Annotated in this window: 25 protein-coding genes and 1 pseudogene; 16 read left to right on the top strand and 10 right to left on the bottom strand. The window is 38.0% G+C overall.

Features of this window, described 5'->3' with window-relative positions; genetic code table 11:
• Nucleotides 1-119 precede the first annotated feature (119 nt).
• Together NG743_RS09520 and NG743_RS09515 are read right to left on the bottom strand one after the other, a co-directional pair.
• Nucleotides 120-350: a type II toxin-antitoxin system HicA family toxin gene (locus NG743_RS09520; RefSeq protein ID WP_027403881.1), complete on the bottom strand. Its 231-nt coding sequence runs from the start codon at nt 348-350 to the stop codon at nt 120-122.
• Nucleotides 347-586 carry a type II toxin-antitoxin system HicB family antitoxin gene (locus NG743_RS09515; protein WP_027403880.1) on the bottom strand — a complete coding sequence of 80 codons (240 nt, stop codon included), beginning with the start codon at nt 584-586 and terminating at the stop codon, nt 347-349. Before NG743_RS09515 ends, NG743_RS09520 begins: the two co-directional genes overlap by 4 nt.
• A gap of 425 nt (nt 587-1,011) precedes the next feature.
• Here NG743_RS09515 and NG743_RS09510 point away from each other — a divergent pair, with 425 nt between their 5' ends.
• Both NG743_RS09510 and NG743_RS09505 read left to right on the top strand, forming a co-directional pair.
• Nucleotides 1,012-1,134 (top strand): DUF8629 family protein, encoded by a 123-nt coding sequence (locus NG743_RS09510; RefSeq protein ID WP_035083073.1) that lies wholly within the window; start codon nt 1,012-1,014, stop codon nt 1,132-1,134.
• Nucleotides 1,135-1,238: 104 nt separating this feature from the next.
• Nucleotides 1,239-2,888, top strand: a complete 1,650-nt coding sequence (locus NG743_RS09505; RefSeq protein ID WP_257121897.1) for an MBL fold metallo-hydrolase — start codon at nt 1,239-1,241, stop codon at nt 2,886-2,888.
• Nucleotides 2,889-3,026: 138 nt separating this feature from the next.
• Here the strand turns inward: NG743_RS09505 and NG743_RS09500 are convergent, their stop codons facing one another.
• The 6 genes from NG743_RS09500 to NG743_RS09475 all read right to left on the bottom strand — a co-directional run bounded on the left by NG743_RS09500 (nt 3,027) and on the right by NG743_RS09475 (nt 9,681).
• Nucleotides 3,027-3,338, bottom strand: coding sequence for a DUF6679 family protein (locus NG743_RS09500; RefSeq protein ID WP_027403878.1), 312 nt, complete (start codon nt 3,336-3,338; stop codon nt 3,027-3,029).
• A 748-nt stretch (nt 3,339-4,086) separates the two neighbouring features.
• Complete coding sequence (locus tag NG743_RS09495; RefSeq protein ID WP_257121896.1) at nt 4,087-4,875, bottom strand: Nif3-like dinuclear metal center hexameric protein; 789 nt, start codon at nt 4,873-4,875, stop codon at nt 4,087-4,089.
• Nucleotides 4,876-4,911: 36 nt separating this feature from the next.
• Nucleotides 4,912-5,988: an ACR3 family arsenite efflux transporter gene (gene arsB, locus NG743_RS09490; protein WP_284081206.1), complete on the bottom strand. Its 1,077-nt coding sequence runs from the start codon at nt 5,986-5,988 to the stop codon at nt 4,912-4,914.
• Between the two features lie 220 nt (nt 5,989-6,208).
• The gene (gene arsJ / locus NG743_RS09485) at nt 6,209-7,471 is read right to left on the bottom strand and encodes an organoarsenical effux MFS transporter ArsJ (protein ID WP_257121895.1); all 1,263 of its coding nucleotides are present in this window, start codon (nt 7,469-7,471) and stop codon (nt 6,209-6,211) included.
• 119 nt (nt 7,472-7,590) lie between these two features.
• A complete protein-coding gene (locus tag NG743_RS09480; protein ID WP_027403874.1) occupies nt 7,591-8,607 on the bottom strand; it encodes an ArsJ-associated glyceraldehyde-3-phosphate dehydrogenase in 1,017 nt (338 codons plus the stop codon).
• Nucleotides 8,608-8,622: 15 nt separating this feature from the next.
• On the bottom strand, nt 8,623-9,681 hold the full coding sequence (locus tag NG743_RS09475; protein WP_027403873.1) for a PstS family phosphate ABC transporter substrate-binding protein: 1,059 nt from the start codon (nt 9,679-9,681) through the stop codon (nt 8,623-8,625).
• 269 nt (nt 9,682-9,950) lie between these two features.
• On the opposite strand from NG743_RS09475, the gene NG743_RS09470 reads away from it, so the two are divergent.
• Entirely contained in the window at nt 9,951-11,384 is a 1,434-nt protein-coding gene (locus NG743_RS09470; protein WP_257121894.1) for a slr1306 family protein, read from the top strand.
• Nucleotides 11,385-11,966: 582 nt separating this feature from the next.
• On the opposite strand, the gene NG743_RS09465 is transcribed toward NG743_RS09470, so the two are convergent.
• Together NG743_RS09465 and NG743_RS09460 are read right to left on the bottom strand one after the other, a co-directional pair.
• Nucleotides 11,967-12,329, bottom strand: a complete 363-nt coding sequence (locus NG743_RS09465; protein ID WP_257121893.1) for a hypothetical protein — start codon at nt 12,327-12,329, stop codon at nt 11,967-11,969.
• Nucleotides 12,330-12,354: 25 nt separating this feature from the next.
• A complete protein-coding gene (locus NG743_RS09460) occupies nt 12,355-12,987 on the bottom strand; it encodes a Uma2 family endonuclease (protein ID WP_027403870.1) in 633 nt (210 codons plus the stop codon).
• Nucleotides 12,988-13,126: 139 nt separating this feature from the next.
• Here NG743_RS09460 and NG743_RS09455 point away from each other — a divergent pair.
• The 13 genes and pseudogenes from NG743_RS09455 to NG743_RS09390 all read left to right on the top strand — a co-directional run bounded on the left by NG743_RS09455 (nt 13,127) and on the right by NG743_RS09390 (nt 26,038).
• Nucleotides 13,127-14,475, top strand: a pseudogene (locus NG743_RS09455) (GUN4 domain-containing protein).
• 171 nt (nt 14,476-14,646) lie between these two features.
• Nucleotides 14,647-14,871 (top strand): DUF4258 domain-containing protein, encoded by a 225-nt coding sequence (locus NG743_RS09450; protein WP_196803142.1) that lies wholly within the window; start codon nt 14,647-14,649, stop codon nt 14,869-14,871.
• 17 nt (nt 14,872-14,888) lie between these two features.
• Nucleotides 14,889-15,119 carry a type II toxin-antitoxin system MqsA family antitoxin gene (locus NG743_RS09445; protein WP_027403867.1) on the top strand — a complete coding sequence of 77 codons (231 nt, stop codon included), beginning with the start codon at nt 14,889-14,891 and terminating at the stop codon, nt 15,117-15,119.
• A 600-nt stretch (nt 15,120-15,719) separates the two neighbouring features.
• Nucleotides 15,720-16,796 (top strand): serine/threonine-protein kinase, encoded by a 1,077-nt coding sequence (locus NG743_RS09435; protein ID WP_306459836.1) that lies wholly within the window; start codon nt 15,720-15,722, stop codon nt 16,794-16,796.
• A 417-nt stretch (nt 16,797-17,213) separates the two neighbouring features.
• On the top strand, nt 17,214-17,441 hold the full coding sequence (locus NG743_RS09430; RefSeq protein WP_027403866.1) for a hypothetical protein: 228 nt from the start codon (nt 17,214-17,216) through the stop codon (nt 17,439-17,441).
• On the top strand, nt 17,416-17,700 hold the full coding sequence (locus NG743_RS09425) for a type II toxin-antitoxin system RelE family toxin (RefSeq protein WP_053539305.1): 285 nt from the start codon (nt 17,416-17,418) through the stop codon (nt 17,698-17,700). The genes NG743_RS09430 and NG743_RS09425 overlap by 26 nt, the downstream gene beginning before the upstream one ends.
• Before the next feature lie 466 nt (nt 17,701-18,166).
• Nucleotides 18,167-19,522, top strand: a complete 1,356-nt coding sequence (locus NG743_RS09420; RefSeq protein WP_257121891.1) for a protein kinase domain-containing protein — start codon at nt 18,167-18,169, stop codon at nt 19,520-19,522.
• Nucleotides 19,523-19,699: 177 nt separating this feature from the next.
• A complete protein-coding gene (purT, locus tag NG743_RS09415; protein WP_193964369.1) occupies nt 19,700-20,869 on the top strand; it encodes a formate-dependent phosphoribosylglycinamide formyltransferase in 1,170 nt (389 codons plus the stop codon).
• A 297-nt stretch (nt 20,870-21,166) separates the two neighbouring features.
• Nucleotides 21,167-21,463 carry a hypothetical protein gene (locus NG743_RS09410; protein WP_027403863.1) on the top strand — a complete coding sequence of 99 codons (297 nt, stop codon included), beginning with the start codon at nt 21,167-21,169 and terminating at the stop codon, nt 21,461-21,463.
• 243 nt (nt 21,464-21,706) lie between these two features.
• A complete protein-coding gene (locus NG743_RS09405) occupies nt 21,707-22,462 on the top strand; it encodes a M50 family metallopeptidase (RefSeq protein ID WP_027403862.1) in 756 nt (251 codons plus the stop codon).
• Between the two features lie 227 nt (nt 22,463-22,689).
• Complete coding sequence (locus NG743_RS09400) at nt 22,690-23,664, top strand: Npun_F2552 family protein (RefSeq protein WP_027403861.1); 975 nt, start codon at nt 22,690-22,692, stop codon at nt 23,662-23,664.
• Between the two features lie 373 nt (nt 23,665-24,037).
• Entirely contained in the window at nt 24,038-25,090 is a 1,053-nt protein-coding gene (locus NG743_RS09395) for a permease (protein ID WP_027403860.1), read from the top strand.
• Nucleotides 25,091-25,273: 183 nt separating this feature from the next.
• A complete protein-coding gene (locus NG743_RS09390; protein ID WP_035082704.1) occupies nt 25,274-26,038 on the top strand; it encodes a TIGR03943 family putative permease subunit in 765 nt (254 codons plus the stop codon).
• Nucleotides 26,039-26,047 lie beyond the last annotated feature (9 nt).

The following is a 26,047-nucleotide window of genomic DNA, read 5'->3' as shown; positions in this document are numbered from 1 at the left end:
GAGATTTTTGAAAGTGGCTGAGAGTGCATATCCTATAATTTTTGACGAGGAAGTTAATTAATATTAAGAGTAATCGCTGATCGAGATTTGCAGTGAAATAAAATCTAAGAAGATATATCTTATTTTCCTAACAAATTGAAGAATGTTTCTTTATCAATACCAACATCTTGAATCATTCCTGTTAAAGTACCTTGTTTAATATCTTTTCCTGAATGAATAGGAATCACAACTCTACGCCCATCATTATGCTTGTAAATGGCGTGACTCCCCTTTTGACGATCAAAATAAAAACCTAATTTTTCAACAACTTTAATAAAGTCTTTAGCTTTGACGCTCGGAAAAATACTCATACTAAAACACTTAATGGCTTAACAATATAATCTTCTTTAGGGATAGGTTGATGATCAGCCATTAGACTTTCAAGATATAATTCTACAGCTTCTGTTATATTGGCGATCGCTTCTTCAAAAGTATCTCCTTGGGAATGACAACCTTTAAGCAGAGGACAAAAAGCGTGATAACCTCCGTCTTCTTCCCTTTCGAGAATGATAGTGTAATTGTAAACTTTTTTGTCGTTGTTATTCATATACAGTAAATTTCTCACCAAAATCTATTTCATTATAAACTGTTTTGATAAATTCGCTAAAGGTCATTGAAGCTGTACCCGGACATACAGAAATTAAGGAATTGTTAAGACAGAAAATTCTGAAAAACTTAAATGCTCAATAGCGCAATAGTGAAGCGCGACCTAGTAATCGCTTATAGGTAATTGGGGATAAAATTCCTATTTTGATCCCGTCCGTCCTCTCATCCTGGACATTATCTCGACTATGGCTACGCCACGCAGGCTATCGCTCGATAATCACTTGATTCTGACAGTTGCCCCCGACCGTACCATAAAAGTGGTATAGTGACAATAACCCAAGTATGGTAAAGATTTCTAGTGATTTTGCCCAAATGCAAAAACACGATATTAAAATCGGAAAGTCTGAAGTTAAGGGGATAAAATTAATGGACATCAAACTAATTTTAGTGGGTTTAACTGTTATATTTACGGTTTCGTGCTTATTCTTTGGTACGAAAAATGGCTTTTATGATTCCGATAACTATCATGGTAACGGTTCTGCACATTAACAAGAGTGACAACTTAGGATTCCCACTTCTTTGAACTTTGCAGAGGAATATTGCTAAAAGCCAAGTTTCTCAGCCAATAGTTTGATTGAGGGGAGGAGCAAATAATGAATAATATATCAATTGATGCTGGAACAACAGCTAACGAGTTGGAATGCTTTCCCTATAGTGTTCAGCATCAAGATGAAGGGGTGTGTCTACTGGTCAGGATGGGACCACACCGGATCATGTTAGATTTCGGTTTGACAAATATTTCCCCTGTAGCGCAGGAAATGACTCAATCGGCACATCATGGGATACCAGCGGATTTAGTCCTAATTAGTCATGCTCATCCAGATCATGCCAGAGGCTTATTAACACTACATCAAGCTTTTCCCCTATTACCTATTTATGCTAGTGAGGTAACAACGAAGTTATTACCGCTAAATTGGCTAGATGAAGAACTACCAGGAATTGTATCATTTTGCCAGGCTTTACCATTGCGATCGCCTGTGGAAATCAGAGAAAATTTAATAGTAGAATTATTCCCCGCAGGTCATTTACCCGGTGCTGTGGCGATTCTCCTCACTTACCACACCCCCAACCGTGATTATAAATTACTTTACACAGGTGATTTTTTCCTATCCAACTCCCGTTTAGTCGAAGGGTTGCGACTAGATGAACTCCGGGGTTTAAATTTAGACGTGCTATTAATTGAAGGTAGTTATGGTACATCCCGTCATACCCATCGTCGTAACCAAGAAAATCAACTAGCAGAAAGGATTCATCGCGCCATTAGTTCTAGTGGCACAGAGAAAAACAATTCAATAATTTTACCAACCCCAGCATTAGGATTAGGTCAAGAATTACTCATGCTGTTACGTTCCCATCACCACTTTACAGGTCGAGATTTAGATATTTGGGTTGATGGTGCTGTAGCTGCTGGTTGCGATGCCTACTTAGAACTTTTACCCCATCTCCCCGCCGCTGTCCAGAATTTTGCCCGACACCAACCTTTATTTTGGGATGACCGGGTAAAGCCTCGTGTAAGAAGATTAAAGCCGGAAAACCTAGCCAGTTTAGGGACATCTCCTTGTATTGTTCTCACGGACTCTTCCGCAGATTTACGTAAATACTGCCAATATAACACAGGCAATTGGTTGATTCTTTTACCGGAAAAAATTGATCTTCCCGTTAACCCAGAATATTTAGCACCAACGAAATTTGAAAGTTATCTTTTAGCGCAACATAGTGATGGACCAGGAACAACCCAGCTAATTCATAATTTACGACCCCAGCACGTTATTTTTGTGCATGGTTCTCCCAGCTACCTAGCAGATTTAACTTGCTTAGAAGAGCTACAAAACCGCTATCATGTCCACTCACCAGCAGCCGGAACTCTAGTAGAATTACCAATTGGGGAAACATTTTTACAACCTGCCGCCCCAGAAACTAATTATGAGGGAGAGTTAACGGAATTAGGTACGGTTATTACCATCACTCTCCCTGATACAGTAACAGCAGACCCCCGCTGGAGACAATTCGCTGATACGGGTTTAATAGAAGCGCGTTGGCAGGGTGAAGACCTGGTATTGCGGGGGTTATCCCCACGAGAACTGGTAAACCCCAATCATCTTCGCCCTAATTCTGGTGATGTTGAGTGCTGTGGTAGCTGCCGATACCAAAGGGGGCAACGGTGTTGGAACCCCGCTGCCCCCTTATATAATTTCAAAGTTACCCTTGACGGATACTGTCCTGCTTTTGAACGCTTGACGTGAATTTGGTCTAGAAGCGTTTAATAAGCTATTAGCAATCAGCATTGAGTTAATTTTGGGTTTAATTCCGCCACCTCTACAGGTGGAATGTTGTTGAGGTGGGGTTTAAATCCTCTTGTTAACAACACGCTGACGGCTATTTCAATCTGGATTTAGGTCAGTATAAGGGTTAGGGATACGCTCTGCTTCTGGACACTCTTCAGTTGTCAGCGGATCTATGTTACCGCGTTGCACTGAAGCTAATTTTTGAGTAACAGATCCGATGCTTTCAAGACGAACCATCTCCTCCCAAGAACAAACTTCATCTTCTTCGTCTGTCTCATAGCGTAAAGTCACTAAATCGCCCTCGATATCAATGATGCGGGCCCGCTCTATCCAGCGTTGCTGATCCCGCAAAAAAACACATACCTCCCGCCCGTCGCAACACAGTTGATAAATTTTGCGGTGTAGCATGTAGTGCTTCTGCCTTTTTATACAACGTAGTTAAACCTGTCAAATTCGGGTTTTATACCTGGAACATCCGCCTCTAAGAGGTGAATTTCGTAGTCAGAACCCAGTAAGTTTAGTGACTCAATTTTACCACTTATTTTTAGTCATTAGTGTTGGGTGAAATTTTGGGTCTTAAGCTTTAGTTTACCGCATTAGTTGAACGGCTATGGCAACTGTTAACATCTACAGACATTTTTCTCTGATTTGGCGTTTCTAGGGGCAAGGCTAGTTATCCTTATTAGCACGCTTTGTCAATAGAAATATTATGTCTGGGCGCAACATAGCTTTCAGCCCTTTAATGAGACTATCTAGCTAAGTACAGATAACCGATTGGATAGTCTATAGAAGATTTTCCCCAAGGTTAAAATGTGTATTCTATGTCAATGATAACATTATTTCTAGTTTCTTAAAGGTAAATAATTTTTTTTGTATAAATTTTTGAATAAGATTAGCCAGGCGTTACGGAAGCAAAATGTAAATTTATATGTGGAGGTATTTTAGTGGCACATCTCTACATCGGGTTTAAGATGGTATAAGTGATTGTATCCATGAAATTAGCAATTTTACATACAGTGTAAAGGTCAGCATGGTACTGGTAGTTCGTCAAATTTATTTTGACGGGTAATGATCGGAAAAAACTTCTGTTCTTCCCTCCCCTGCCTCTGTTCTCCCCCTGCTTTCCTTCACCCGTCATTTTCGGGTTGACAGACTACTAGGTTAGAAACTGGCGAAAATCTTCATCTTTCTGACTCAATTGCACCCAATCTAAGTTAAGAGCTTGAAATTTCTGAACTAGGCGATCGCACGCGGGGCGTTCTGTGGCATAATGTCCAGCATCAATTAATACAAGATCACGATCACGACTTTCTTGGAATTGATGAAATTTGCAGTCAGAGGTTAGGTAAACCTGAGCATTAGTTTTGACTACTGCTGAAATATAACCTGCACCTGAACCACCTAAAACAGCTACCCGGGAAATTTGCTGTTGTAAATCAGCCATTGGCGAAAAAATTAAATGGGGCGGATTTAATTGAGATTGAATATTATTAATTAATTCTTGCAATGTCAAAGTAGGTTTTATATTTCCTACACGCCCATAACCTAAACCTGATTGAGTAGGGACAATGGGTGATACTTGTTGAAGTTCAAGCAGTTGGGCTAAAACGTCAGCAGTTCCATCTGCTACTTGGTCAAAATTAGTATGGGCGGTGTAAATTCCGATGTTATGGGCAAAAGCTAACCGCACCATTTCTGTTAAAGCGTCCCCAGTGCGGAAAGATTTGGGGGGATGAAAAATGAGGGGGTGATGGGCAAATATAAGATTAGCATGGAGAGCGATCGCTTCCTGCATAACGGCTAAAGTCGGAGTTAAACACACCAAGACCCGTGCTTCTGTAGACAAAACACCGGGTTCAACTTGCCAACCGCAATTATCCCAGCTTTCGCACCAAGCAGGATTTGCCCATTCTTCAAACCAAGTAATTAAATCAGTAACTTTCATTAAATTCAAATAAATCAATAGATTAAACGTATTTAATTATAATCCTACTGGTGGAGATAACCTAAAAAAATGTTTCTTAATCCAGAAAGATACATTGACTAAACTAATTAAGACTGGCACTTCTACCAATGGTCCAATGACAGCAGCAAAAGCCACACCAGATTTAATTCCGAATACAGAAATAGCGACAGCTATTGCTAATTCAAAATTATTACCAGCAGCGGTAAATGCCACACTAGCAGCTTTTGCATAGTCGGCTTTAATTTTCCATGCTAGGTAAAAACTACCCAAAAACATGAATAGGAAATAGATAATTAGGGGAATGGCAATGCGGACAACATCTAGAGGAATCTGCACAATCAAATTACCCTTTAAACTAAACATAACCACAATGGTAAATAAGAGAGCAATTAGAGTAATGGGACTAATTTTGGGAATAAATTCTTGATGATACCACTGCTTACCTTTAGCTTTCACTAAAATAACGCGAGTCATAAATCCAGCCAGAAAAGGAATACCTAAATAGATAAAAACGCTGTTGGCAATTTCCCTAATACTGATATTTACAATGGTTCCTTGTATGCCAAATAAAGGCGGTAAAATCGCCAAAAAAAACCAAGCATAAACGCTGTAAAAGAGAATTTGAAAAATACTATTAAAAGCAACCAGTCCGGCTGTATATTCAGTGTCTCCCTTAGCTAATTCACTCCAGACAATTATCATAGCAATACAAGGGGCTATTCCCACCATAATTAACCCAGTCATATACTCAGGTTTATCACGTAAGAAAAGCATGGCAAGCGTAAACATCACTATTGGGGCAATTATCCAAGTTAGTGATAATGATAGTCCAAGAATTTTTTTATTACGAAATACATCTGCTAATTCTTCATATTTTACCTTTGCCAATGGCGGGTACATCATCAAAATTAAACCAATAGCAATTGGGATGTTAGTTGTTCCTACTTGGAAATGATTGATAAAAACTTCTACTGTGGGGAAAAAATACCCTAAACCCACTCCAGTTGCCATTGCCAGAAATATCCACAATGTCAAAAAGCGATCCAGAAAAGAAAGGCGTTTTATAGTCGGTTGTTTAGTTATAGATTTCACTTAATTCATCTCAATTTAGATCAGATCCCCGACTTCTCCAAGAATTCGGAAATATTTTTGTCATTATAAAATGTGTATTTATTACAAATTAGTATTTAGGCAAGAGGCAAAAACTGTCACCAATTGCCTACTACCATATTTAAACTCAAATAAATTTTGGAGTCATCCAACTAGAGTAGGATATACCTGTTTACATAGCATATCTTTAGACTGGGACATATTATTCTCCGTCTCCAGTTTTCCAAGCTATAGATTTACTAGGTTGAGGATTAGGTAACTTCAGAGAAACTAAACCTGCTGCGAATACGAAAAACATTGATGTCCACAGACAACCAACTAAGCCAAATATTTGATAAACCAAACCGGATAAAACTGTACCCACAAGACGACCACCGGAGTTTGCCATATAGTAAAAACCCACATTTAAAGCGACCTTATCATCATCAGTAAATGCTAAAACCAGATAGGAATGGACAGCGGAATTGAAAGCAAATACGACACCAAAAACGAGAAGTCCAGCAATAATTACGATATTAGCGGGTAAACCTAATTGTAATGCCAGAGCGATCGCACCGGGAACAGCCGTTAATGTAAATGTCCAGAATCGAATAGTTTGAGATTGAGGTGGACGACCAGAACCAAACCGCTGCATGAGTGTTGGTGCTAAAAATTGAATAATCCCATAACCAATCACCCAACAAGCTAAAAATCCCCCTACCTGATAAAAAGACCAGCCTAATGTACCCCGTAAAAAAACTGGTAAAGCCACAACAAACCATACATCTCTAGATCCAAATAAAAAGAATCGCGCCGCCGAGAGAACATTTATTTCTGCGCTTTTAGAGAAAAGTTGGCTAAATTTGACCTTTTTCTTGATTTTACCCATGGCTTTGGGCAGCATTAACCCAGAAAACATAATTAAAGCCAGTCCCCCAGCCATAATCCATAGGGAATTAATAAAACCCACAGAACTGAGAAGGGCGCTACCAAGAAAGAAACCAACACCTTTCAAAGCATTCTTAGAACCTGTGAGTACAGCCACCCACTTAAACAAAGAAGATTGAGCATCTTGAGGCACAACCAAGCGAATGGCGCTTTTAGAACTCATCTTCGTTAAGTCCTTAGCAATTCCCGAAAATGCCTGTGCAACCATCACATAAAGGACTGAAAGCCACTGCGCCCACCCTGGATTCAGAAAAGACAGCATAATTAAAGAAAACACCTGTAATCCAATCCCAGTATAAAGAGTTACTTTTAACCCAAACTGAGAACCAATCCAACCGCCGAGAAAGTTTGTAACAATTCCAAATACCTCGTAAAACAGGAACAGAGAGGCAATTTGAATAGGTGTATAACCAATTTTATTAAAATAGAGCAAAACCAACATTCGCAAAGCCCCATCAGTCAAAGTGAAGCCCCAGTATGCCAGTGTCACCAGGATATAATTCTTGAAATTAGGATTAGAAGCAGTAGTAGAAGCCATGATTAAAAGTTCAAAATCGTAAATACAAACTAAAATTCTCTCTCCGTCTCTGCGCCTCTGCGCCTCTGCGTGCAAAAATCTTTATGGGGTAGGACCGAAAACCCACCCCTAGAAAACCATTATTTCTGCAAACTTAAAGCCACCTTTCGCGCTAATTCAGTCATGCGGTTAACATAACCCCATTCATTGTCATACCAAGCCAAGATTTTCACCTGAGTTTCGTTGATAACCATTGTCGAAAGGGCATCAATAATTGCAGAACGAGGATCATCTTTATAATCAATAGAAACTAAAGGACGTTCTTCATAACCCAAAATTCCTATTAATGGTTCTTGTGCAGATGCAGTTTTCAATAAATCATTAACTTCGGCTATTGTTGTCGGACGCACAACTTCAAATACACAATCTGTGAGAGAAGCATTTAACAAAGGTACACGCACGGCTAAACCATTTAATTTACCATTCAATTCTGGATAAATTAACCCAATAGCTGTGGCTGAACCTGTGCTAGTGGGAATTAATGACATACTTGTAGCCCTAGCCCGACGCAAATCTTTATGAGGTGCATCTACAATAGTTTGAGTATTAGTATTATCGTGAATTGTGGTAATTACTCCATGTTTAATTCCTAAACCTTCATGAATTACTTTTACGACTGGGGCTAAACAATTAGTAGTACAAGAAGCTGCTGTTAACAAATGATGTTTATCGGCTTGATAGAGGTGATCATTTACCCCCATGACAATGTTTAAAGCCTCTTGTTTAACAGGTGCAGCAACAATTACCTTCTGCACACCTCTTTTAAAATATGGATCAAGGGTAGCGGGGGTTCTAAACTTACCAGAACATTCCAAAACTATATCAACCCCAAAATCTTCCCAAGGAACTTCACCCGGTTGAGAATATTCAGTAAAACTAAGAGATTTACCATCAATAACAACTTGGTTTTTGACCGCTTCTACTTCTGGTGTCCAACGCCCATGTACAGAATCAAATTTGAGTAAATGTGCTGCGGCTTCTGTTCCACCTTTGGTTTCATTAATGTGAACAAATTCTATTTCTGTCCAATCCCAAGCAGCACGAACGGACAACCTGCCCATGCGTCCGAATCCATTAATTCCTACTTTAATTGTCATGATTTTTATTAATTACTAAAATTGCTTTTGTTTGCGTAACAATTGCCCAAGACTTAGGTTAAACTCCGATTTACCACCAAATACTGTTCCGGCTTTGCCTTTATACAAGTGGATAGAATTAAGTTTGTAAGCTTCCTCTGATAAGGGAACATAGCCAACAGAACTGACTATTTTTGCCGCATTTTTAATGTAGAAATCCGCAAGGTTATACACCAAAGTTTTGTTTTTACTAGACCGAAGATTGACATATATGAATAGAGGTCGAGAAAGTGGTTGATATCTGGCTTTTTCTACTGTTTCTGGTGATGGTAAAACAGCACCTTTACCACTATTAACTGCTAAAACTTTTAACTTATCTTTGTTTTCTTGGTAGTAGGCATAACCAAAGTAACCCAAAGCATTAGGGTCTTTATTAACACCAGTAACTAAAACTTCATCATTTTCACTGGCTGTGTAATCTTTGCGACTGGCTTTGGCTTTACCGACAATTGCTTCGGTAAAATAATCATAAGTTCCAGACTTACCACCAGGACCATATAATTTAATTGGGCGGTCTGGCCAAGAATCTCGGACTTGATTCCATTTTGTAATTTTTCCTTCAGCCGCAGGTTCCCAGATTTTTTTCAATTCGGCTACTGTAATGTCTTTTGCCCAAGTGTTTTGGGGGTTAACAGCAATGGTTACGGCATCAAAAGCTATAGGTAATTCCATGTAACTTACGCCATTTTTCTTGCAAGCTGCCATTTCTGACTGGTTAATTGGTCGAGAAGCATTACTGATATCTATTTTACGAGTACAAAATTTTTCAAATCCACCGCTAGTACCAGAAATATTTACTTGTATTTGACCATTATTTTTTAGGTTGGCTTGGTATGCTTTAGCTATGGACTGGGTAATGGGATATACGGTACTAGAACCATCTACTTTAATAAGTGCGTCAGTGGCAGAGTTAGTAACTTTTGTCGCTTCATTTGGTTTTTGAATATTTTGGGCAAGACCAAGCGTATTTGTAAAACTGCTTGTCAATGCTAGTATTCCGAAAGTTAAGACTAATTGGCTTGCTGTTTTATTCACTGATTTCACCTGTATAATTAGTGAGTAGACTTTTGATCCTATGTACTTATTATTTCAAAAAAAGTTGATATGTCAATATTTACCTTACCATCAGATGTCCAAATTAATCAAGAAAAATTGATGTATTGTTTATACATAGCAGAAACATGATTTTAGCTGCTTGCAAATCTCCAACATCAAAAGATGTTTGTTCACCAACCGCAATCTGAGTAGCAGGTTTTCGACTAAAGTGAAGTAAAAGCTTTTTCCTCGTGTGGAGAATCACAATTGTGAAGTTACAGCGACCAATATTAGTGGGAGGACTAGGACTATCGTTCTCCCTGTGGATGTTAGACAGTTGGCATGATTCAATAGTGCAAGTGGGGGAATTCGGACTCCTGAGTGCTTTAGCCGTCGGTGGGGGTTTGTGGTTATTGAAAAAAAATCAGCCCCAATTAGGTGAACAGCTAAATGATATAGTTGCAGCTAGAACGGTTGTGGAACAAGCGATCGCTCAAACAGAAGTAATAATTAATCAGCTTTCTCAAGAAGCGGACAATCATCCTCACCTGGCAATTCTCCGCGAAAAACTGGCTAAATTGCCCTTAGAATTGAATAGAAAGGAAATATTCATTGCCGTTACTGGTGGGAAATCCGTAGGTAAAAGTACAGTTATTAAAGTTCTAAAAACTTCCCCAACCCTTCCGGGACTGTCTTTACATTTTTCGGAAACAGCGCCTTTATTTTCGGTAGTTGGTGAAAACTCCGATGTTGTTACCTTATCAGAAATGCAGAAATCTGATTTTGTCTTATTTCTGACAAACGGTGATTTAACAGATTCAGAATTTCAGGTTTTACAACAGCTAAAAGCTGTAAAACAACCAAGTTTGCTGGTTTTCAACAAACAGGATCAATATCAACCTGATCAACGCGCTACAGTTTTACAATCATTAAAGCAGCGCATTGGTGCAAATGTAGTTGGAACTGCGACTTCTCCCGTACCGGTGAAAGTGCGAAAACATCAAGAAGATGGTTCTTTCCAAGAATGGATGGAACAACCAACGCCAGATATCCAGCAGTTGACACAACAAATAGGGGAAGTTGTGGGACAGCAGAGAGAACAGCTAGTTTGTAATACTACAAATCGCAGAGTATTATTACTGAAAGCTGAAGCTAAAAATTGTTTAAATGGTGTGAGAAGAGATCAAGCTACACCCTTTGTAGAAAAATACCAGTGGATTGCAGCAGCAGCGGCATTTGCTAACCCTGTACCTGCTTTAGATATTCTCGCCACTGCGGCGATTACTGCTCAAATGGTGATAGATTTAGGTAATATATATCAGCAGAAAATTTCCTTAGAACAAGCGCAACAAGTAGCGGTAACTATGGGAAGTTTGATGTTGAAATTAGGTTTAGTGGAACTTTCCACTAGGGCTGTAACGGGTATTATGAAAACTAATGTTGCTACCTTTGTCGCTGGGGGAATGGTAGAAGGAGTTAGCGCTGCTTACCTAACCAGAGTAGCCGGATTAAGTTTAGTGGCATATTTTGAACAGCAAGAAATTGCTTTAGAACCGGCAAGCGCTTTAAATCTCGACAAACTGCGTCAAGTTTTGCAAACTGTATTCCAGCAAAATCAAAAAATGGCTGTTTTGGAAGCTTTTGTCAAGCAAGGTGTAAAGCGGTTGCTACCAGAAGCAAAACCAGTAGAAGTTGTTGCTTAACCTTTCATATCCCCGACTTCTTAAATAAGTCGGGGATATGAATCTCTCTCTCAATTGTCAGAATCAGGATATCCAGGATTTTAGGATGTACAGGATGTTGGTTTATAGATGGTTTGTTGGTTGGTGATGAAAGTTGTATTTGTCTGAATCAGGATAACCAAGATTTTAGGATGTACAGGATATTAGTTTATAGATGGTTTGTTGGTGATGAAAGTTGTATTTGTCTGAATCAGGATAACCAGGATTTTAGGATGTACAGGATATTAGTTTATAGATGGTTTGTTTGGTGATGAAAGTTGTATTTGTCTGAATCAGGATAACCAAGATTTTAGGATGTACAGGATATTAGTTTATAGATGGTTTAAATTATTCAAAAACAATCATTTAAAAACATCCTTAAAAACCTCAAACTCCCACCAAAAATCATCTAACAACATCCTGAAAATCCTCAAATCCTCGACATCCTCATTCAGACAAAAAAACCTCAAACTCCCACCAAAAATCATCCAACAACATCCCGAAAATCCTCAAATCCTCGACATCCTCATTCAGACAAAAAAATCACCAAATCCCCACCAAAAATCATCCAACAACATCCCGAAAATCCTCAAATCCTGGACATCCTGATTCAGACAAAAAATCACCAAATCCCCACCAAAAATCATCCAACAACATCCTGAAAATCCTCAAATCCTGGACATCCTCATTCAGACAAAAAAACTCAAACTCCCACCAAAAATCATCCAACAACATCCCGAGAATCCTCAAATCCTGGACATCCTGATTCAGACAAAAAAACTCAAACTCCCACCAAAAATCATCCAACAACATCCCAAAAATCCTCAAATCCTCGACATCCTGATTCAGACAAAAAAACTCAAACTCCCACCAAAAATCATCCAACAACATCCTGAAAATCCTCAAATCCTCGACATCCTGATTCACACAATTAAAATTCCTAGATATATCATCAACTATTCACCCAACTTCTGAAAGCCTTTAATGTTGCATTTCTTCCTATAGTTCGACTTTTTTCTAAATATTGAGGAATGACTTCAATTAAAGGTAAATCAGGAAAATTTAAACTAGATTTCGATTCCACATAAACACCATCTTGTAAAATATTAATTCGCAAAATTCCGTTTTCAAACCGCCATACTTCAGGAACTTTTAAACCTTGATATATGTTCAAATGGGTACGGGAAGTAATATCAATTTCCAAAGCTAAATCTGGAGGAGGGTCAATTGTTAAATCTAATCTTTTTTTACCCCGAATTACAGCTTCATTTTTAATATAAAAACATTGGTCAGGTTCTATACCCTGTGCCATAAATTGATTTTTAAAGGTCGTAGAACCAAGACATCTAAACTCAATATTTAATTCTTCTAATAAAGCCTTAACTAAATCGCTAATAATTTCTTTATCGTCTTCATGTTCTGGTAAAGGACTCATAATTTCTAATCTTCCCCTATCATAAGCAATTCGCGCGGCACGATGTTCTCCCAATTCTTCAATAATTGTTTCTAATTCTTTCCAAGTCACATTTTCTAATATAACTCTTTGTCCTGGTGGTACATGAATGCGCTTTAATTCTAACAACATCATTGCCACTCCTTATGATTTAAATATTTTGATATTATAACATCCAGGACAAGATCCCCGACTTCTTCAAGAAGTCGGGGATCTAACGCAACGCAATGATATATTTAAATTAATCTCCACCGTATCTACTAACAAAGGTATGATTATTTGGCAACCAGAGCAACAAATTAATAACGGTAGATTTATCATTCAAGGTAAACCCTTGGGTAGCGGTGGTTTTGGGACTACGTACAAAGCCTTAGAACCCAACACGGGTAAATTTACGCCATTAAAACTCTCAATCAGCAAATGCAATTGCGAGAGGATTTTGCAGAACAACAGGTTAAGTTTATTAACGAAGCCTTGACAATTAAAGGTTTTGATCATCAGCATATTCTCAAAGTCCATGAAGTCATTCAAGCAGGTCAGCTTTTTGGCGTGGTAATGGAATATATTGATGGAGTAACTTTATTTCAATATCTTCGACAAAAGGGACAACTTACCGAAAGCGAAGCACTATTATATATAGATCAAATTAGTCAGGCTTTAGGATATATTCACGCTAAAGGAAGTTTACACCGGGATATTAAACCTCAAAATATTCTCTTACGCCAAAATAAACAAGAAGCAGTTTTAATTGATTTTGGTTTAACTCGCAGTATTGCTACTAAAAGTATGACAGCTTCTTTAACAGAAGGTTATGCACCTATTGAACAATATCGTCGCAAAGGGAGTTTTGGACCTCATACCGATGTTTACGCTTTAGCTGCTACTTTATATTATCTGCTGACGGCTGATGGACTCAACAAAGAGGGTGAATTTAGTCCCGTACCCGCACAAAACCGGAAATATGATGATGAACCTTTACCTGCACCAAAGCATTATAATTCTGGCATTAGTCAGAGGGTAAATGATGCTATTTTAGCAGGGATGGAAATAGAACCGGAAAACCGGACTCCGACGGTTTTGAAGTTTCGGGAAAATTTGGGTTTGGTGGTTCAACAACCCATTAATTTTGATATTCAACAACCCATTAATGTAGAGACGTTCCATGGAACGTCTCTACAAACATCTAATATGGACTACAGCAAACTGCGTGACTACCTCGCACAAGGAAAATGGAAAGAAGCAGACGCGGAAACAACACGGGTAATGTTAGCAGTTGCGAAGCGAGAAAAACAAGGTTGGTTAGATGATAAAAGTATTGATAATTTTCCCTGTGAAGACCTTCGTACCATTGACCAGTTGTGGGTAAAATACGGTGATGGTAAGTTTGGTTTTTCTGTGCAGAAACGAATTTATCAAGGTTTTGGTGGAACGAGAGAATATAATAGGGAAATATGGGAGAAGTTCGGGGACAAGGTAGGATGGAGAAAAGGAGGCGACTGGTTGTACCACAAAGATATTACTTTTGACAAGAAAGCACCAGAAGGACACCTCCCTGGTAGTAGGTTAGGTTGGGTAAGGTGGTGGTGGTTCTTCTCTCGCGTCCAGACTTGTAAACTGTAACATTTAAGGGTTACAGAAAAATATTAAGTCTGAATCAGGATATCCAGGATTAAAGGATTTTCAGGATTGTGATACTATACATTACCTATCCTGAAAACCAACATAAATCATGTCATGTTTGATGAAATATTACAAAGAATAAGAGAAAAAATTACATCACTTCAATATGTAATGACACTTCATGCAGAAGAAGAAATGAACGATGATAACTTAACAATATATGACATCGAACAAAGTATCCTGAATGGTGAAATTATAGAACGTCAAAAAGACAGAATTACCGCAGAATCAAAATATCGCATTAGAGGAGTAACCACCGATGGTGTAGAAATTGAAATTATCACTAAACTCAGTCTGAGCGGAAAATTAGTTATCATTACAGTATATACAGTTTAAAATCAGGTAACAGAAATATGAAATGCGACATTTGTAATAGCGAAGGTGTACATATCCGCAACATTACCAGAACTTATGGGAAAGGAGAAGAATTACTAATAATTGAAAATCTACCTATTATTAGTTGTCCTCATTGCGGTGAAAGTTACATGACAGCAGAAACATTACATAAAATTGAACAAATTAAACTCAACCGCAAAAATCTTGCAGTTGCACGTTTTATAGATGTTGTAAGTTTGAGTGCGTAGAATGTGTTAGGAATGCGTTAATTGTCACAAATCAGGTGGTTATCGAGCGAAGTCGAGATAATATCCAGGATTAAAGGATGTACAGGATGGTAATTTATAGATGGTTTGTTTGGTGATGAAAGTTGTATTTGTCTGAATCAGGATAACCAGGATTAAAGGATTAACAGGATAGTAGTTTATAGATGGTTTAAATTATTTAAAAACAATCATTCAAAAACATACTGAAAATCCTCAAATCCTGGACATCCTGATTCAGACAAATAAAATTCCTAGATATATCATCAACTATTCACCCAACTTCTGAAAGCCTTTAATGTTGCATTTCTTCCTATAGTTCGACTTTTTTCTAAATATTGAGGAATGACTTCAACTAAAGGTAAATCAGGAAAAATTTAAACTAGATTTCGATTCCACATAAACACCATCTTGTAAAATATTAATTCGCAAAATTCCGTTTTCAAACCGCCATACTTCAGGAACTTTCAAACCTTGATATTATAACATCCAAGACAAGATCCCCGACTTCTTCAAGAAGTCGGGGATCTAACGCAACGCAATGATATATTTAAATTAATCTCCACCGTATCTACTAACAAAGGTATGATTATTTGGCAACCAGAGCAACAAATTAATAACGGTAGATTTATCATTCAAGGTAAACCCTTGGGTAGCGGCGGTTTTGGTACTACTTATAAAGCCTTAGAACCCAGCACGGGGAAATTACACGCCATTAAAACCCTCAATCAGCAAATGCAATTGCGAGAAGACTTTGCAGAACAACAGGTTAAGTTTATTAACGAAGCCTTGACAATTAAAGGTTTTGATCATGAGCATATTCTCAAAGTCCATGAAGTCATTCAAGAAGGTCAGCTTTTTGGCGTGGTAATGGAATATATTGATGGAGTAACTTTATTTCAATATCTTCGACAAAAGGGACAACTTACCGAAAGCGAAGCACTATTATATATAGATCAAATTGGTCAGGCTTTAGGATATATTCACGCTAAAGGCAGTTTACACCGGGACATTAAACCTGCAAATATTCTTTTACGTCAAAATAAACAAGAAGCGGTTTTAATTGATTTTGGTTTAACTCGCAGTATTGCTACTAAAAGTATGACAGCCTCCTTAACAGAAGGTTATGCACCTATTGAACAATATCGTCGCAAAGGGAGTTTTGGACCCCATACCGATGTTTATGCTTTAGCTGCTACTTTATATTATCTGCTGACGGCTGATGGACTCAACAAAGAGGGTGAATTTAGTCCCGTACCCGCACAAAACCGGAAATATGATGATGAACCTTTACCTGCACCAAAGCATTATAATTCTCGCATTAGTCAGAGGGTGAATGATGCTATTTTAGCAGGGATGGAAATAGAACCGGAAAACCGGACTCCGACGGTGTTGGAGTTTCGGGAAAATTTGGGTTTGGTAAGAACCCCACCCCCCAACCCCCTCCCCGCAAGCGAGGAGGGGGGACTAAAATCATCCTGCGGAATGGACTACAGGAAACTGCGTGACTACCTCGCACAAGGGAAATGGAAAGAAGCAGACGAGGAAACAGAACGGGTAATGTTAGCTGTTGCGAAACGGGAAAAGGAAGGTTGGTTAGATACTAACAGTATTGATAATTTTCCCTGTGAAGACCTCCGCACAATATTTACAGGATGGTAATTTATAGATGGTTTGTTGGTGATGAAAGTTGTATTTGTCAGAATCAGGATATCCAGGATGTAAAGATTTACAGGATGGTAATTTATAGATGGTTTGTTGGTGATGAAATTTGCATTTGTCTGAATCAGGATATCCAGGATTAAAGGATTGACAGGATGGTAATTTATAGATGGTTTAAATTATTAAAAAATAATCATTCAAAAACATCCTAAAAAAAACCAACTCCCTACCAAAAATCATCCAATAACATCCTGTACATCCTCAAATCCTGGACATCCTGATTCAGACAAAAAAAACCTCAAACTCCCACCAAAAATCATCCAACAACATCCTGAAAATCCTCAAATCCTGGATATCCTGATTCAGAATATTACAGAATAAGATATGATCAAATTGGGTAAATAATCAAAATAATCTATGAATACACTAGAACTTCGTGAACAAATCCAAGAATATGTTGAACAACTGTCACCTGAAAAATTACTAGTAGCAGTTGATTTTTTAGCATATCTAGCAACAAGAGAAGATGATGCTACTCAAGAGTTATTAGAAATTGTAGGATTTAAAGAAAATTTTGATCATGCTAGAGAAAACGTAAAACAAGGAAAGGTGATTACTGTTGACCAACTTAAACGAAAATATTAATTATACTGTTGTTATTAGTATTGATGCAGGGGAGTTTTTTGAATCTGCTTCTGCCATCTTACAACGGAAGTTAGACAGATGTTTTGATCGTTTAAAAATTAATCCTCGTAATCATCCTAATATAAAATCTCTCAAAGGTGAGTTATCAGGTTATTATCGTTATCGAGTAGGTGACTATAGAGTTATTTATGAAGTTAATGATGATTTAAAAATGGTAACAGTTGTTTTTATTGCCCATAGAAGTAAAGTTTATGAATAGCTTGTAGGGTGCGTTAGGATAACCAAAAGATTATAAAATGTACACATAAATTAACTACGCGACGCAACGCACCATTGATATTGTCTGAATCAGGATAACCAGGATTAAAGGATTAACAGGATGGTAATTTATAGCTGGTTTAAATTATTCAAAAACAATCATTCAAAAACATCCTAAAAAAAACCAACTCCCCACCAAAAATCATCCAACAACATCCCGAAAATTCTCAAATCCTGGATATTATCTCGACTTCGCTCGATAACCACCTGATTCTGACAAAAATATTCTTGGGAAGACAAAGCCCTATATATATGGGCGCACAAATTTCTACTATACTTAGACGATAACCGAAACTCGGAAACTTGTCAAGAGTATTTTTAATAATTTTACCGTTTTTTTATCCAACCTCCTCGGCAAAAATCTCTAAACTATGTAAAATAAGATATCTCTATAAAAAATATCCAATATGCAATCTACCATTACCCTAACAATTACCACAGGGAAATTATCAGGTAAACAATATATATTCGACAGTCGCACCACTTGTTTAATTGGCAGAAATGATGATTGTTATTTATCAATTCCCGACCAATTTGATCAACGGGTTTCTCGCTATCATTGTTTATTAGATATCAACCCTCCAGAAATCCGAATTAGAGATTTAGGAAGTTTAAATGGGACTTATATTAATAATACAAAAATTGGCGGTAGACAATCTCACCAAAATGCCGAAGAAGCTGCTAAATTAAACTTTCCTGAATACGACTTACAACATGGTGATCATATTACTGTAGGTGATACTATTTTAAAAATTACCACTGAAATAAAACAAGCAGTTAATCAACATCCTGATATTAAGACTCCACGTTTTATCACACCAGAACCAAAAGCGAAAACAAAGCTTTTTGATGTCATTCAAAAATTAATTAAACTAGCGATAGGTGGAGAAAGGAATTTAAAAGCATTACTCAACTATCAAATAATCAAATCTATCGGTAAAGGTGGTTTTGGTGAAGTTTATTTAGCCCAACATTCCCAAACTGGTAAATTTGTGGCGTTAAAAGTGATGTTACCTGCGGTTGCTGGAGATGAGAATCATGTACAGATGTTTCTTCGGGAAATCGAAAACATGAAAGCTTTAAAACATCCCAATGTCGTGGAATTATTAGATTATGGTTATGCGGAAAACTTGTTTTTCTTAGTCATGGAATATTACGAAGGTGGAAATGTTTATGATGCAATGCAGCAATTTGGAGGAAAATTATATATAGATATGGCTTTAGGAATTATTCTGCAAGTTTTAGATGGTTTAATATATACCCACAATGCAGAAATTCCTTATGTCAAATTAGCTAATGGTAGCTTTGGTAAAGGTAAAGGTTTAGTTCATCGTGATTTAAAACCTCATAATATTTTTCTCTGTAATATTAACGGTAAACTAACAGCAAAAATCGGTGATTATGGTTTAGCTAAATCCTTTGATTTAGCTGGGTTAAGTGGACAAACTTTCACAAAGATGATAGGAGGAACACCTGGTTTTATTCCTCGTCAACAGGTGCTTAAATTTAAAAATTCCCAACCTGATGTAGATGTATGGGCGAGTGCAGCTTGCTTGTATAATATGTTAACAGGATATGTTCCCCGTAAGTTTACAAAAGATCCTTTTATGGATGTCTTAGAAAATGATCCTGTACCCATTCTCCAACGTAATGGAAATATACCCAAAAAATTAGCTCAAGTGATAGATTTAGCCTTAATTGAAAAACCGCAAATCCATTTTGATAGTGCTGCAAAATTTAAAGAAGCATTAATTAATATTTAGTTGTCAATAAAAAATCAGGTATCTAATCAATGATACAATCATTTAATGAAACACAAATTCATCTGCGTTTATCTGCGTCCATCCTCTTCCATCTGCGGTTAAATCTTTCTTATTAGACCTCATTTAAATCGGAATGTAGGATAAAACATTTAAATCAACATCTGCGGTATCGAACTTATGATTAAGAAGCTAAAACTACCCCAAAAATTAATGCTGCTTGGTTCAGGAGAACTGGGAAAAGAATTTGTCATTGCTGCTCAACGTCTAGGAAATTATATCATTGCTGTGGACAGATATGCCGATGCTCCTGCTATGCAGGTAGCTGATTGTGCAGAAGTTATTTCTATGCTAAGTGCTGATGATTTAGAAGCGGTTGTCAATAAACATCAACCCGATTTTATTATTCCCGAAATTGAAGCAATTAGAACCGAAAAATTACAAGAATTTGAACAAAGAGGAATTACAGTTATTCCCACAGCAGCAGCGACTAATTACACCATGAACCGCGACAGAATTAGGGAATTAGCACATCAAGAATTAGGAATTAGAACTGCTAAATATGGTTATGCAGTTACTTTAGAAGAGTTAATTACTATTTCTGAAGAAATTGGTTTTCCCAATGTTGTCAAACCGGTAATGTCATCTTCTGGAAAAGGTCAATCTGTCGTTAATGATAGCAGCGAAGTAGAAAAAGCTTGGAATTATGCTATTGCTAATTCTCGTGGTGATAGCCAAAAGTTAATTGTTGAAGAATTTATTAATTTTGAAATTGAAATTACTTTACTAACGATTAAACAATGGGACGCACCGACTATTTTTTGTGATCCCATTGGCCACCGTCAAGAAAGAGGTGATTATCAAGAATCTTGGCAACCCGCAGCTATTTCTGAAGATAAAATCTTAGCATCTCAAGAAATTGCTAAAAAAGTTACTGATGCTTTAGGTGGTGCGGGAATTTTTGGGGTTGAATTTTTCATTACTAAAGATGAAGTCATTTTTTCAGAACTGTCTCCCAGACCCCATGATACAGGGATGGTGACATTAATTTCTCAGAATTTGAATGAATTTGAATTACATCTGCGAGCTATTTTAGGTTTACCCATTCCCCATATTGAACAGTTGGGATTTTCTGCAAGTGCGGTAATTTTAGCTTCAGAAAAATCTGATTCTATTACTTTTACTGGTGTAGCTGAAGCTTTAGCTGAAAAAGATGTAGATATTAAGTTATTTGGTAAACCTACTGCTCATCCTTATCGTCGCATGGGTGTGGCTTTAGCAAAAGGTGGGGATATTCAAGAAGCTAGAGAAAAGGCGACAAAAGCAGCTAGTCAGGTGAAAATAAATTAAGCATTCAGCTATAGCGGTAAGTAGTGAGACAGAATTAATTACACAATGTTATTGCGTTAGCGTTGCGTGGCGTTAGCCATATGGAACGAAGTGAAATGAAGCAATTCCAAGGGTTGTGATTGCTTCCCTTCCCTCGCAATGACTGTAAATATTTTTGTCCAATTACTTATGCACTGGCAATGAGATGAAAGGTTTATTATAAGGAACTTTTTCTTCTCTCTTGCTATTGAATGGGCGCAGTCCTGGGGTTCAACGGGCGCAGTCCCTGCGCCCCTACAGAATATTTGATTTATGAGTATGAGAGCCAGAATTGAAAATAATGTTTTATTTATTCACCATGAAGATGTACCAGAATTTAAAAAAGGCGGTTCTGTAGTTAGAAATTCTTACTTTTGGGCTTTACGTTCCATTGCTGGACGTGCTAGACGCTATCATGATTGGGAATATGAATCAGAAGTTTGGTTTGCACTGGAACGAATGCTTTTGTCTTTTACTGAATCTGGGTATTTAGGTTATAAAGAAACAATGTTAGAGTTTCCCTTATCGCAAGGTGAAATTCCCAGTGTGTTGCGGAATGCAGCCACTTGGGAATAAATTTCAGGAAATTAACACTTCCTCTTGAAGTAAATTAGGATAAGTAGTGGGACACAATTAATTACACAACGTCATTGCGTTAGCGCAGCGTGGCGTTAGCTATATGGAACGAAGTGAAATGAAGCAATTCCAAGGGTTGTGATTGCTTCCCTTCCCTCGCAATGACTGTAAATATTTTTGTCTAATTATTTAGATTCAATAATACTCAGCTAATTGGTGTAATTACGTGCAGGAGAGTCACTAATGAGAGAACCCAGTAAAAATTCAAATTCTAAACCTTTATTTACTCAAGAAACACCAACAGAAGTAGAACAAATGGGGCTAACCTGGTTAGTAGCAGCGGCTATAGTCACAGCAATTATGTGGCAAATACCCATAGGTAATTATATTTTGTACCCATTTTCTATCTTAGCTACTTGGTTTCATGAAATGGGTCACGGTTTGATGGCTTTGATGTTGGGGGGACAATTTCAAAAACTAGAAATTTTTGGTAACGGTTCTGGCGTAGCTCATTATACTTTAAGTAACACCTGGGGATACCTTGGTATCGGCTTAGTAGCGGCTGCGGGTCCAATGGGTCCACCTATTGCCGGTGCCACCTTAATTCTCGCTTCTGGGAGTTGGAAAACAACTTCCTTGAGTTTAAAGATTTTAGGGGGATTTTTACTGCTGTCTACGTTGATTTGGGTGCGTTCTTGGTTTGGCTTTGTGGCTATTCCCTTTTTAGGTTTGATGATCTTGGGAGTTGCGTTAAAAACACCTCTTTGGGTACAAGGGTTTGCAATTCAATTTTTAGGTGTGCAGGCTTGTGTTAGTACCTATCATCAACTTGATTATTTATTTAGTTATACTGCGGGTCCACTAGGACTATCAGATACAGGACAAATGCAGAGGTATTTATTTTTACCTTATTGGTTTTGGGGGTTATTAATGGCGATCGCATCTCTCATCATTTTAGTCCAAAGTCTCCGCGTTGTCTATTCAACAAATCAGCAATAAATGATACTTTTCTCAAATAGGTTGCGTAAATATTGCGAGGGTGATTTTAGCTGTTTCATCTACCCTGAGAAATAAAATAAATATTAGCAAAATCAGTATTTCATAAAACTTCCTACTTTAACTTTTTTCTAGATTTCATCTGTGTCAAAGTAGGAAGAATTTTTCCACTATAGTTTAATTTTTGATACAGTATTAATGCTGAATGTAATATAACGCCATTATTTTCCATGTCAACACAAAAACCATCTGTGAGTCTGATTCGGGCTAAATCCTACGAACAGGAAGCTTTAAAAGAATCATTGGAAACACTACTAGAACCTTTAGGGGGTATGGCTGCTTTTGTGAAACCGGGAAACCGCGTTTTACTCAAACCCAACTTACTCACCGGTTCTCGTCCGACTAAAGAATGTACCACCCGTCCAGAATTAGTGCGTGCCGTTGCCGAAATGGTAATTGCCGTTGGTGGCAACCCATTTTTAGGAGATAGTCCCGCTTTTGGTAGTGCTAAGGGTGTGGCTATAGCCAATGGGTTATTACCAATTTTGGAAGAACTGAAGTTACCACTTGTGGAATTTCATGGTAAACGTTATCAAACGGTAAACGATAATTTTAATCACTTGCTTTTATCTAAAGAAGCAATGGAAGCAGATGTGATTATTAATCTTCCTAAAGTGAAATCTCATATGCAATTAACTCTAACTTTAGGAGTAAAAAATCTCTTTGGCTGTGTTCCTGGGAAAATGAAAGCTTGGTGGCACATGGAATCTGGCAAAGATGCTGACAAATTTGGAGAAATGTTAGTAGAAACTGCCAGGGCAATTAATCCAACTTTAACAATTTTAGATGGAATTATTGGTCATGAAGGTAATGGACCAAGTGGGGGAGAACCTCGGAATTTAGAAATTTTAGCAGCATCAAGTAATGTATTTGCTTTAGATAGAGCAATGTTAGAAGTTCTCCAAGTTGCACCTGCACAAGTTCCCACGATTGCAGCTTCACAACGATTGGGAATATGTCCAGAATTAAGTGATATTCACTTTCCGAATTTATCCCCCGATTTATTACAAATTACAGATTGGCAATTACCGGAAAAGTTAATGCCCATAGATTTTGCTATGCCCCGTGTGATTAAATCTACCTTTAGGCATCTTTACATCCGCTTTATCAAAGAACCCATGAGCGCTTATAGAGTCAGTCGGTAAAAAGAGGCAGGGGAGTTGGGGAGGTAGGGGAGTAGGGGGAGTAGGGGGAGTAGGGGAGTTGGGGGAGTTGGGGGAGTTGGGGGAGTTGGGGGAGTTGGGGGAGTTGGGGGAAAGATACAAGACAAAGCCTTTACTCCGCCTCAGTTTACCTGAATTCTGGTGTATGTATTTATTGTCTCTAAGTTGTAAATTCACCAAATAAAAGTTAAAAAACAGAGAATTTTTTCACAAATTATTGGGGACTGCTATAATTGCCTGACTATAATGAGATCGACTTTTAGTAGTTTCATCAATGATCCCCGTATAGGTGACTCAAAAATAAGATGACAAAACAAAACCCTAAAACTCAGAACTGCTGTTGAATACAACGCCCATGAATCAACTGAACAATGGTTTTACAATATTTCTCAGTCTACTAGTGGAGGCGATGCCATTTTTACTGCTGGGTGTGTTCTTATCCAGTCTATTACTACTATTTGTTGATGAAAGTAAATTGGTGGAGAAAATGCCCAAAAATCCTCTATTGGGGGCTTTATTTGGCAGTATGATCGGCTTTTTGTTTCCAGTTTGTGAATGTGGTAATGTGCCAGTGGCACGACGGTTATTGATGCAGGGAGTACCCACACCAGTAGCAATTGGCTTTTTATTAGCAGCACCAACAATTAACCCCATTGTAATTTGGTCAACTTGGAGCGCATTCCGTGATCAACCGGAAATAGTAGTGTTAAGAGTGGTATTTTCCCTGGCTATTGCGACTATTATTGGTTTTATCTTCAGTTTTCAACCAGATTTAGTTCCTTTTCTCCAGCCAGCGATCGCCCGTTATCTCAAATTTAACCCCCCAGCACCACCGAAAACAAACCGCAGGGGACAACAATCTCAATTACAACCCCAAACTAATACACCGAATTTATTGCAATCAGGAACATATATTCTCGGCGGCAGAACAGGAGCATCACAACGCATAGACAATAATTACAGTGAAGTTGCTGCAATTTCTAACCTCAGTAAACCCTTATCAGAGAAACTCCGCTCCCTCTTAGATAATATTGTCCAAGAACTCCGGGAATTAGGCGGAGTCATGGTATTAGGAAGTGCGATCGCTGCCGCTACCCAAGTTTTAGCCCCCCGTGACTTGATTCTTAGTCTTGGGGCTGGGCCAATTAGCTCAATTTTAGCCATGCTAGTATTAGCAGCAGTTGTATCAATATGCTCTACAGTTGATGCCTTCTTTGCCCTATCTTTTGCTTCCACTTTTACTAGCGGGTCATTGTTAGCATTTTTAGTATTTGGACCGATGATTGATATTAAAGGTATTGGTTTGATGCTATCAATTTTTAAGCCAAAAGCCCTGATCTATCTATTTTTCTTAGCTGGACAATTGACGCTCTTATTCACCTTATTTCTGAATCTGCACGTCATCTAATTGAGATTCAGTCCCATTTTCATCAGAATTTTCTCCTTTACCTCGGAAATGTGGGGTGTGAGGTATAGGGTTTAAACTTGGGGAAAGTGAGAATATAGTAACTGAAGATTAAGAAAAAGGTAGTCAATAATTTCTGTTCATCTACTCCCTGCCCCCTGCCTCTATCATCTGTGACACCCAAAAATGCTGAATTCCCAAACTAAAGCCCCAAATAAACTCATCCCTTGGCTAGATGTATTAGCCATTACAGCTTGGGGTATTCTCATGTTGAAATATTGGCTAACAGGCAAACTCTACTTATTAATCCACCCGGACTTTTTTTGGTTAGTAGTTGTAGCTGGAATAGCTTTATTAATCATTGGTTTCTCTAAGGGATTGCAACTGTGGAAAAACCGTCACCGTCCCCAAATATCTAATCCTGGGCATATTAACTTATTTCCCCCTGGTTGGGGCAGTTTTTTACTACTAACAACGGCAATTTTAGGGTTAATGATTACACCCCGTGTCTTTGCTAGTCAAACAGCCCTAGATCGGGGTGTCACTGAATCAACAGGTGCTAGTCGCGCTCAACCTCAAGCATTTCGGGCTACAGTTCGCCCAGAAGAGCGATCGCTTGTAGACTGGGTACGCACACTGAATGTCTATCCTGAACCGGACGCATACACAGGGCAAAAGGCAAAAGTTCAGGGATTTGTGATTCATCAACCTAACGTCAGTGAGGAATATATATTTTTAGCCAGATTTGTTCTCAGTTGTTGTGCCGCAGATGCTTATCCCGTGGGATTACCAGTCCAAATATCTGGAACACGGCAACAGTATCCGCCTGATACATGGTTAGAAATAGAAGGACAAATGACCACACAAACAGTCGCCGAAAAACGTCAATTAACAATCAAAGCCAACTCTATTAAAAAAATTCCCCAACCTCAAAACCCTTACAGTTATTAGTCAGGATCA

Source organism: Dolichospermum heterosporum TAC447 (genome assembly GCF_024584745.1).
GTDB lineage: Bacteria > Cyanobacteriota > Cyanobacteriia > Cyanobacteriales > Nostocaceae > Dolichospermum > Dolichospermum heterosporum.
Note: the sequence above shows the minus strand (reverse complement) of the source record. Positions and strands in the feature narration are given on the sequence as shown.

Excerpts from the sequence above, each read along its gene's own strand:
- NG743_RS09520 (WP_027403881.1), bottom strand. The coding sequence starts at position 350 with ATGAGTATTTTTCCGAGCGTCAAAGCTAAAGACTTTATTAAAGTTGTT.
- NG743_RS09515 (WP_027403880.1), bottom strand. The coding sequence starts at position 586 with ATGAATAACAACGACAAAAAAGTTTACAATTACACTATCATTCTCGAA.
- NG743_RS09510 (WP_035083073.1), top strand. The coding sequence starts at position 1,012 with ATGGACATCAAACTAATTTTAGTGGGTTTAACTGTTATATTTACGGTT.
- NG743_RS09505 (WP_257121897.1), top strand. The coding sequence starts at position 1,239 with ATGAATAATATATCAATTGATGCTGGAACAACAGCTAACGAGTTGGAA.
- NG743_RS09500 (WP_027403878.1), bottom strand. The coding sequence starts at position 3,338 with ATGCTACACCGCAAAATTTATCAACTGTGTTGCGACGGGCGGGAGGTA.
- NG743_RS09495 (WP_257121896.1), bottom strand. The coding sequence starts at position 4,875 with ATGAAAGTTACTGATTTAATTACTTGGTTTGAAGAATGGGCAAATCCT.
- arsJ (WP_257121895.1), bottom strand. The coding sequence starts at position 7,471 with ATGGCTTCTACTACTGCTTCTAATCCTAATTTCAAGAATTATATCCTG.
- NG743_RS09480 (WP_027403874.1), bottom strand. The coding sequence starts at position 8,607 with ATGACAATTAAAGTAGGAATTAATGGATTCGGACGCATGGGCAGGTTG.
- NG743_RS09460 (WP_027403870.1), bottom strand. The coding sequence starts at position 12,987 with ATGTTGTTAGAATTAAAGCGCATTCATGTACCACCAGGACAAAGAGTT.
- NG743_RS09450 (WP_196803142.1), top strand. The coding sequence starts at position 14,647 with ATGACACTTCATGCAGAAGAAGAAATGAACGATGATAACTTAACAATA.
- NG743_RS09445 (WP_027403867.1), top strand. The coding sequence starts at position 14,889 with ATGAAATGCGACATTTGTAATAGCGAAGGTGTACATATCCGCAACATT.
- NG743_RS09435 (WP_306459836.1), top strand. The coding sequence starts at position 15,720 with ATGATTATTTGGCAACCAGAGCAACAAATTAATAACGGTAGATTTATC.
- NG743_RS09430 (WP_027403866.1), top strand. The coding sequence starts at position 17,214 with ATGAATACACTAGAACTTCGTGAACAAATCCAAGAATATGTTGAACAA.
- NG743_RS09420 (WP_257121891.1), top strand. The coding sequence starts at position 18,167 with ATGCAATCTACCATTACCCTAACAATTACCACAGGGAAATTATCAGGT.
- purT (WP_193964369.1), top strand. The coding sequence starts at position 19,700 with ATGATTAAGAAGCTAAAACTACCCCAAAAATTAATGCTGCTTGGTTCA.
- NG743_RS09410 (WP_027403863.1), top strand. The coding sequence starts at position 21,167 with ATGAGAGCCAGAATTGAAAATAATGTTTTATTTATTCACCATGAAGAT.
- NG743_RS09405 (WP_027403862.1), top strand. The coding sequence starts at position 21,707 with ATGAGAGAACCCAGTAAAAATTCAAATTCTAAACCTTTATTTACTCAA.
- NG743_RS09400 (WP_027403861.1), top strand. The coding sequence starts at position 22,690 with ATGTCAACACAAAAACCATCTGTGAGTCTGATTCGGGCTAAATCCTAC.
- NG743_RS09395 (WP_027403860.1), top strand. The coding sequence starts at position 24,038 with ATGAATCAACTGAACAATGGTTTTACAATATTTCTCAGTCTACTAGTG.
- NG743_RS09390 (WP_035082704.1), top strand. The coding sequence starts at position 25,274 with ATGCTGAATTCCCAAACTAAAGCCCCAAATAAACTCATCCCTTGGCTA.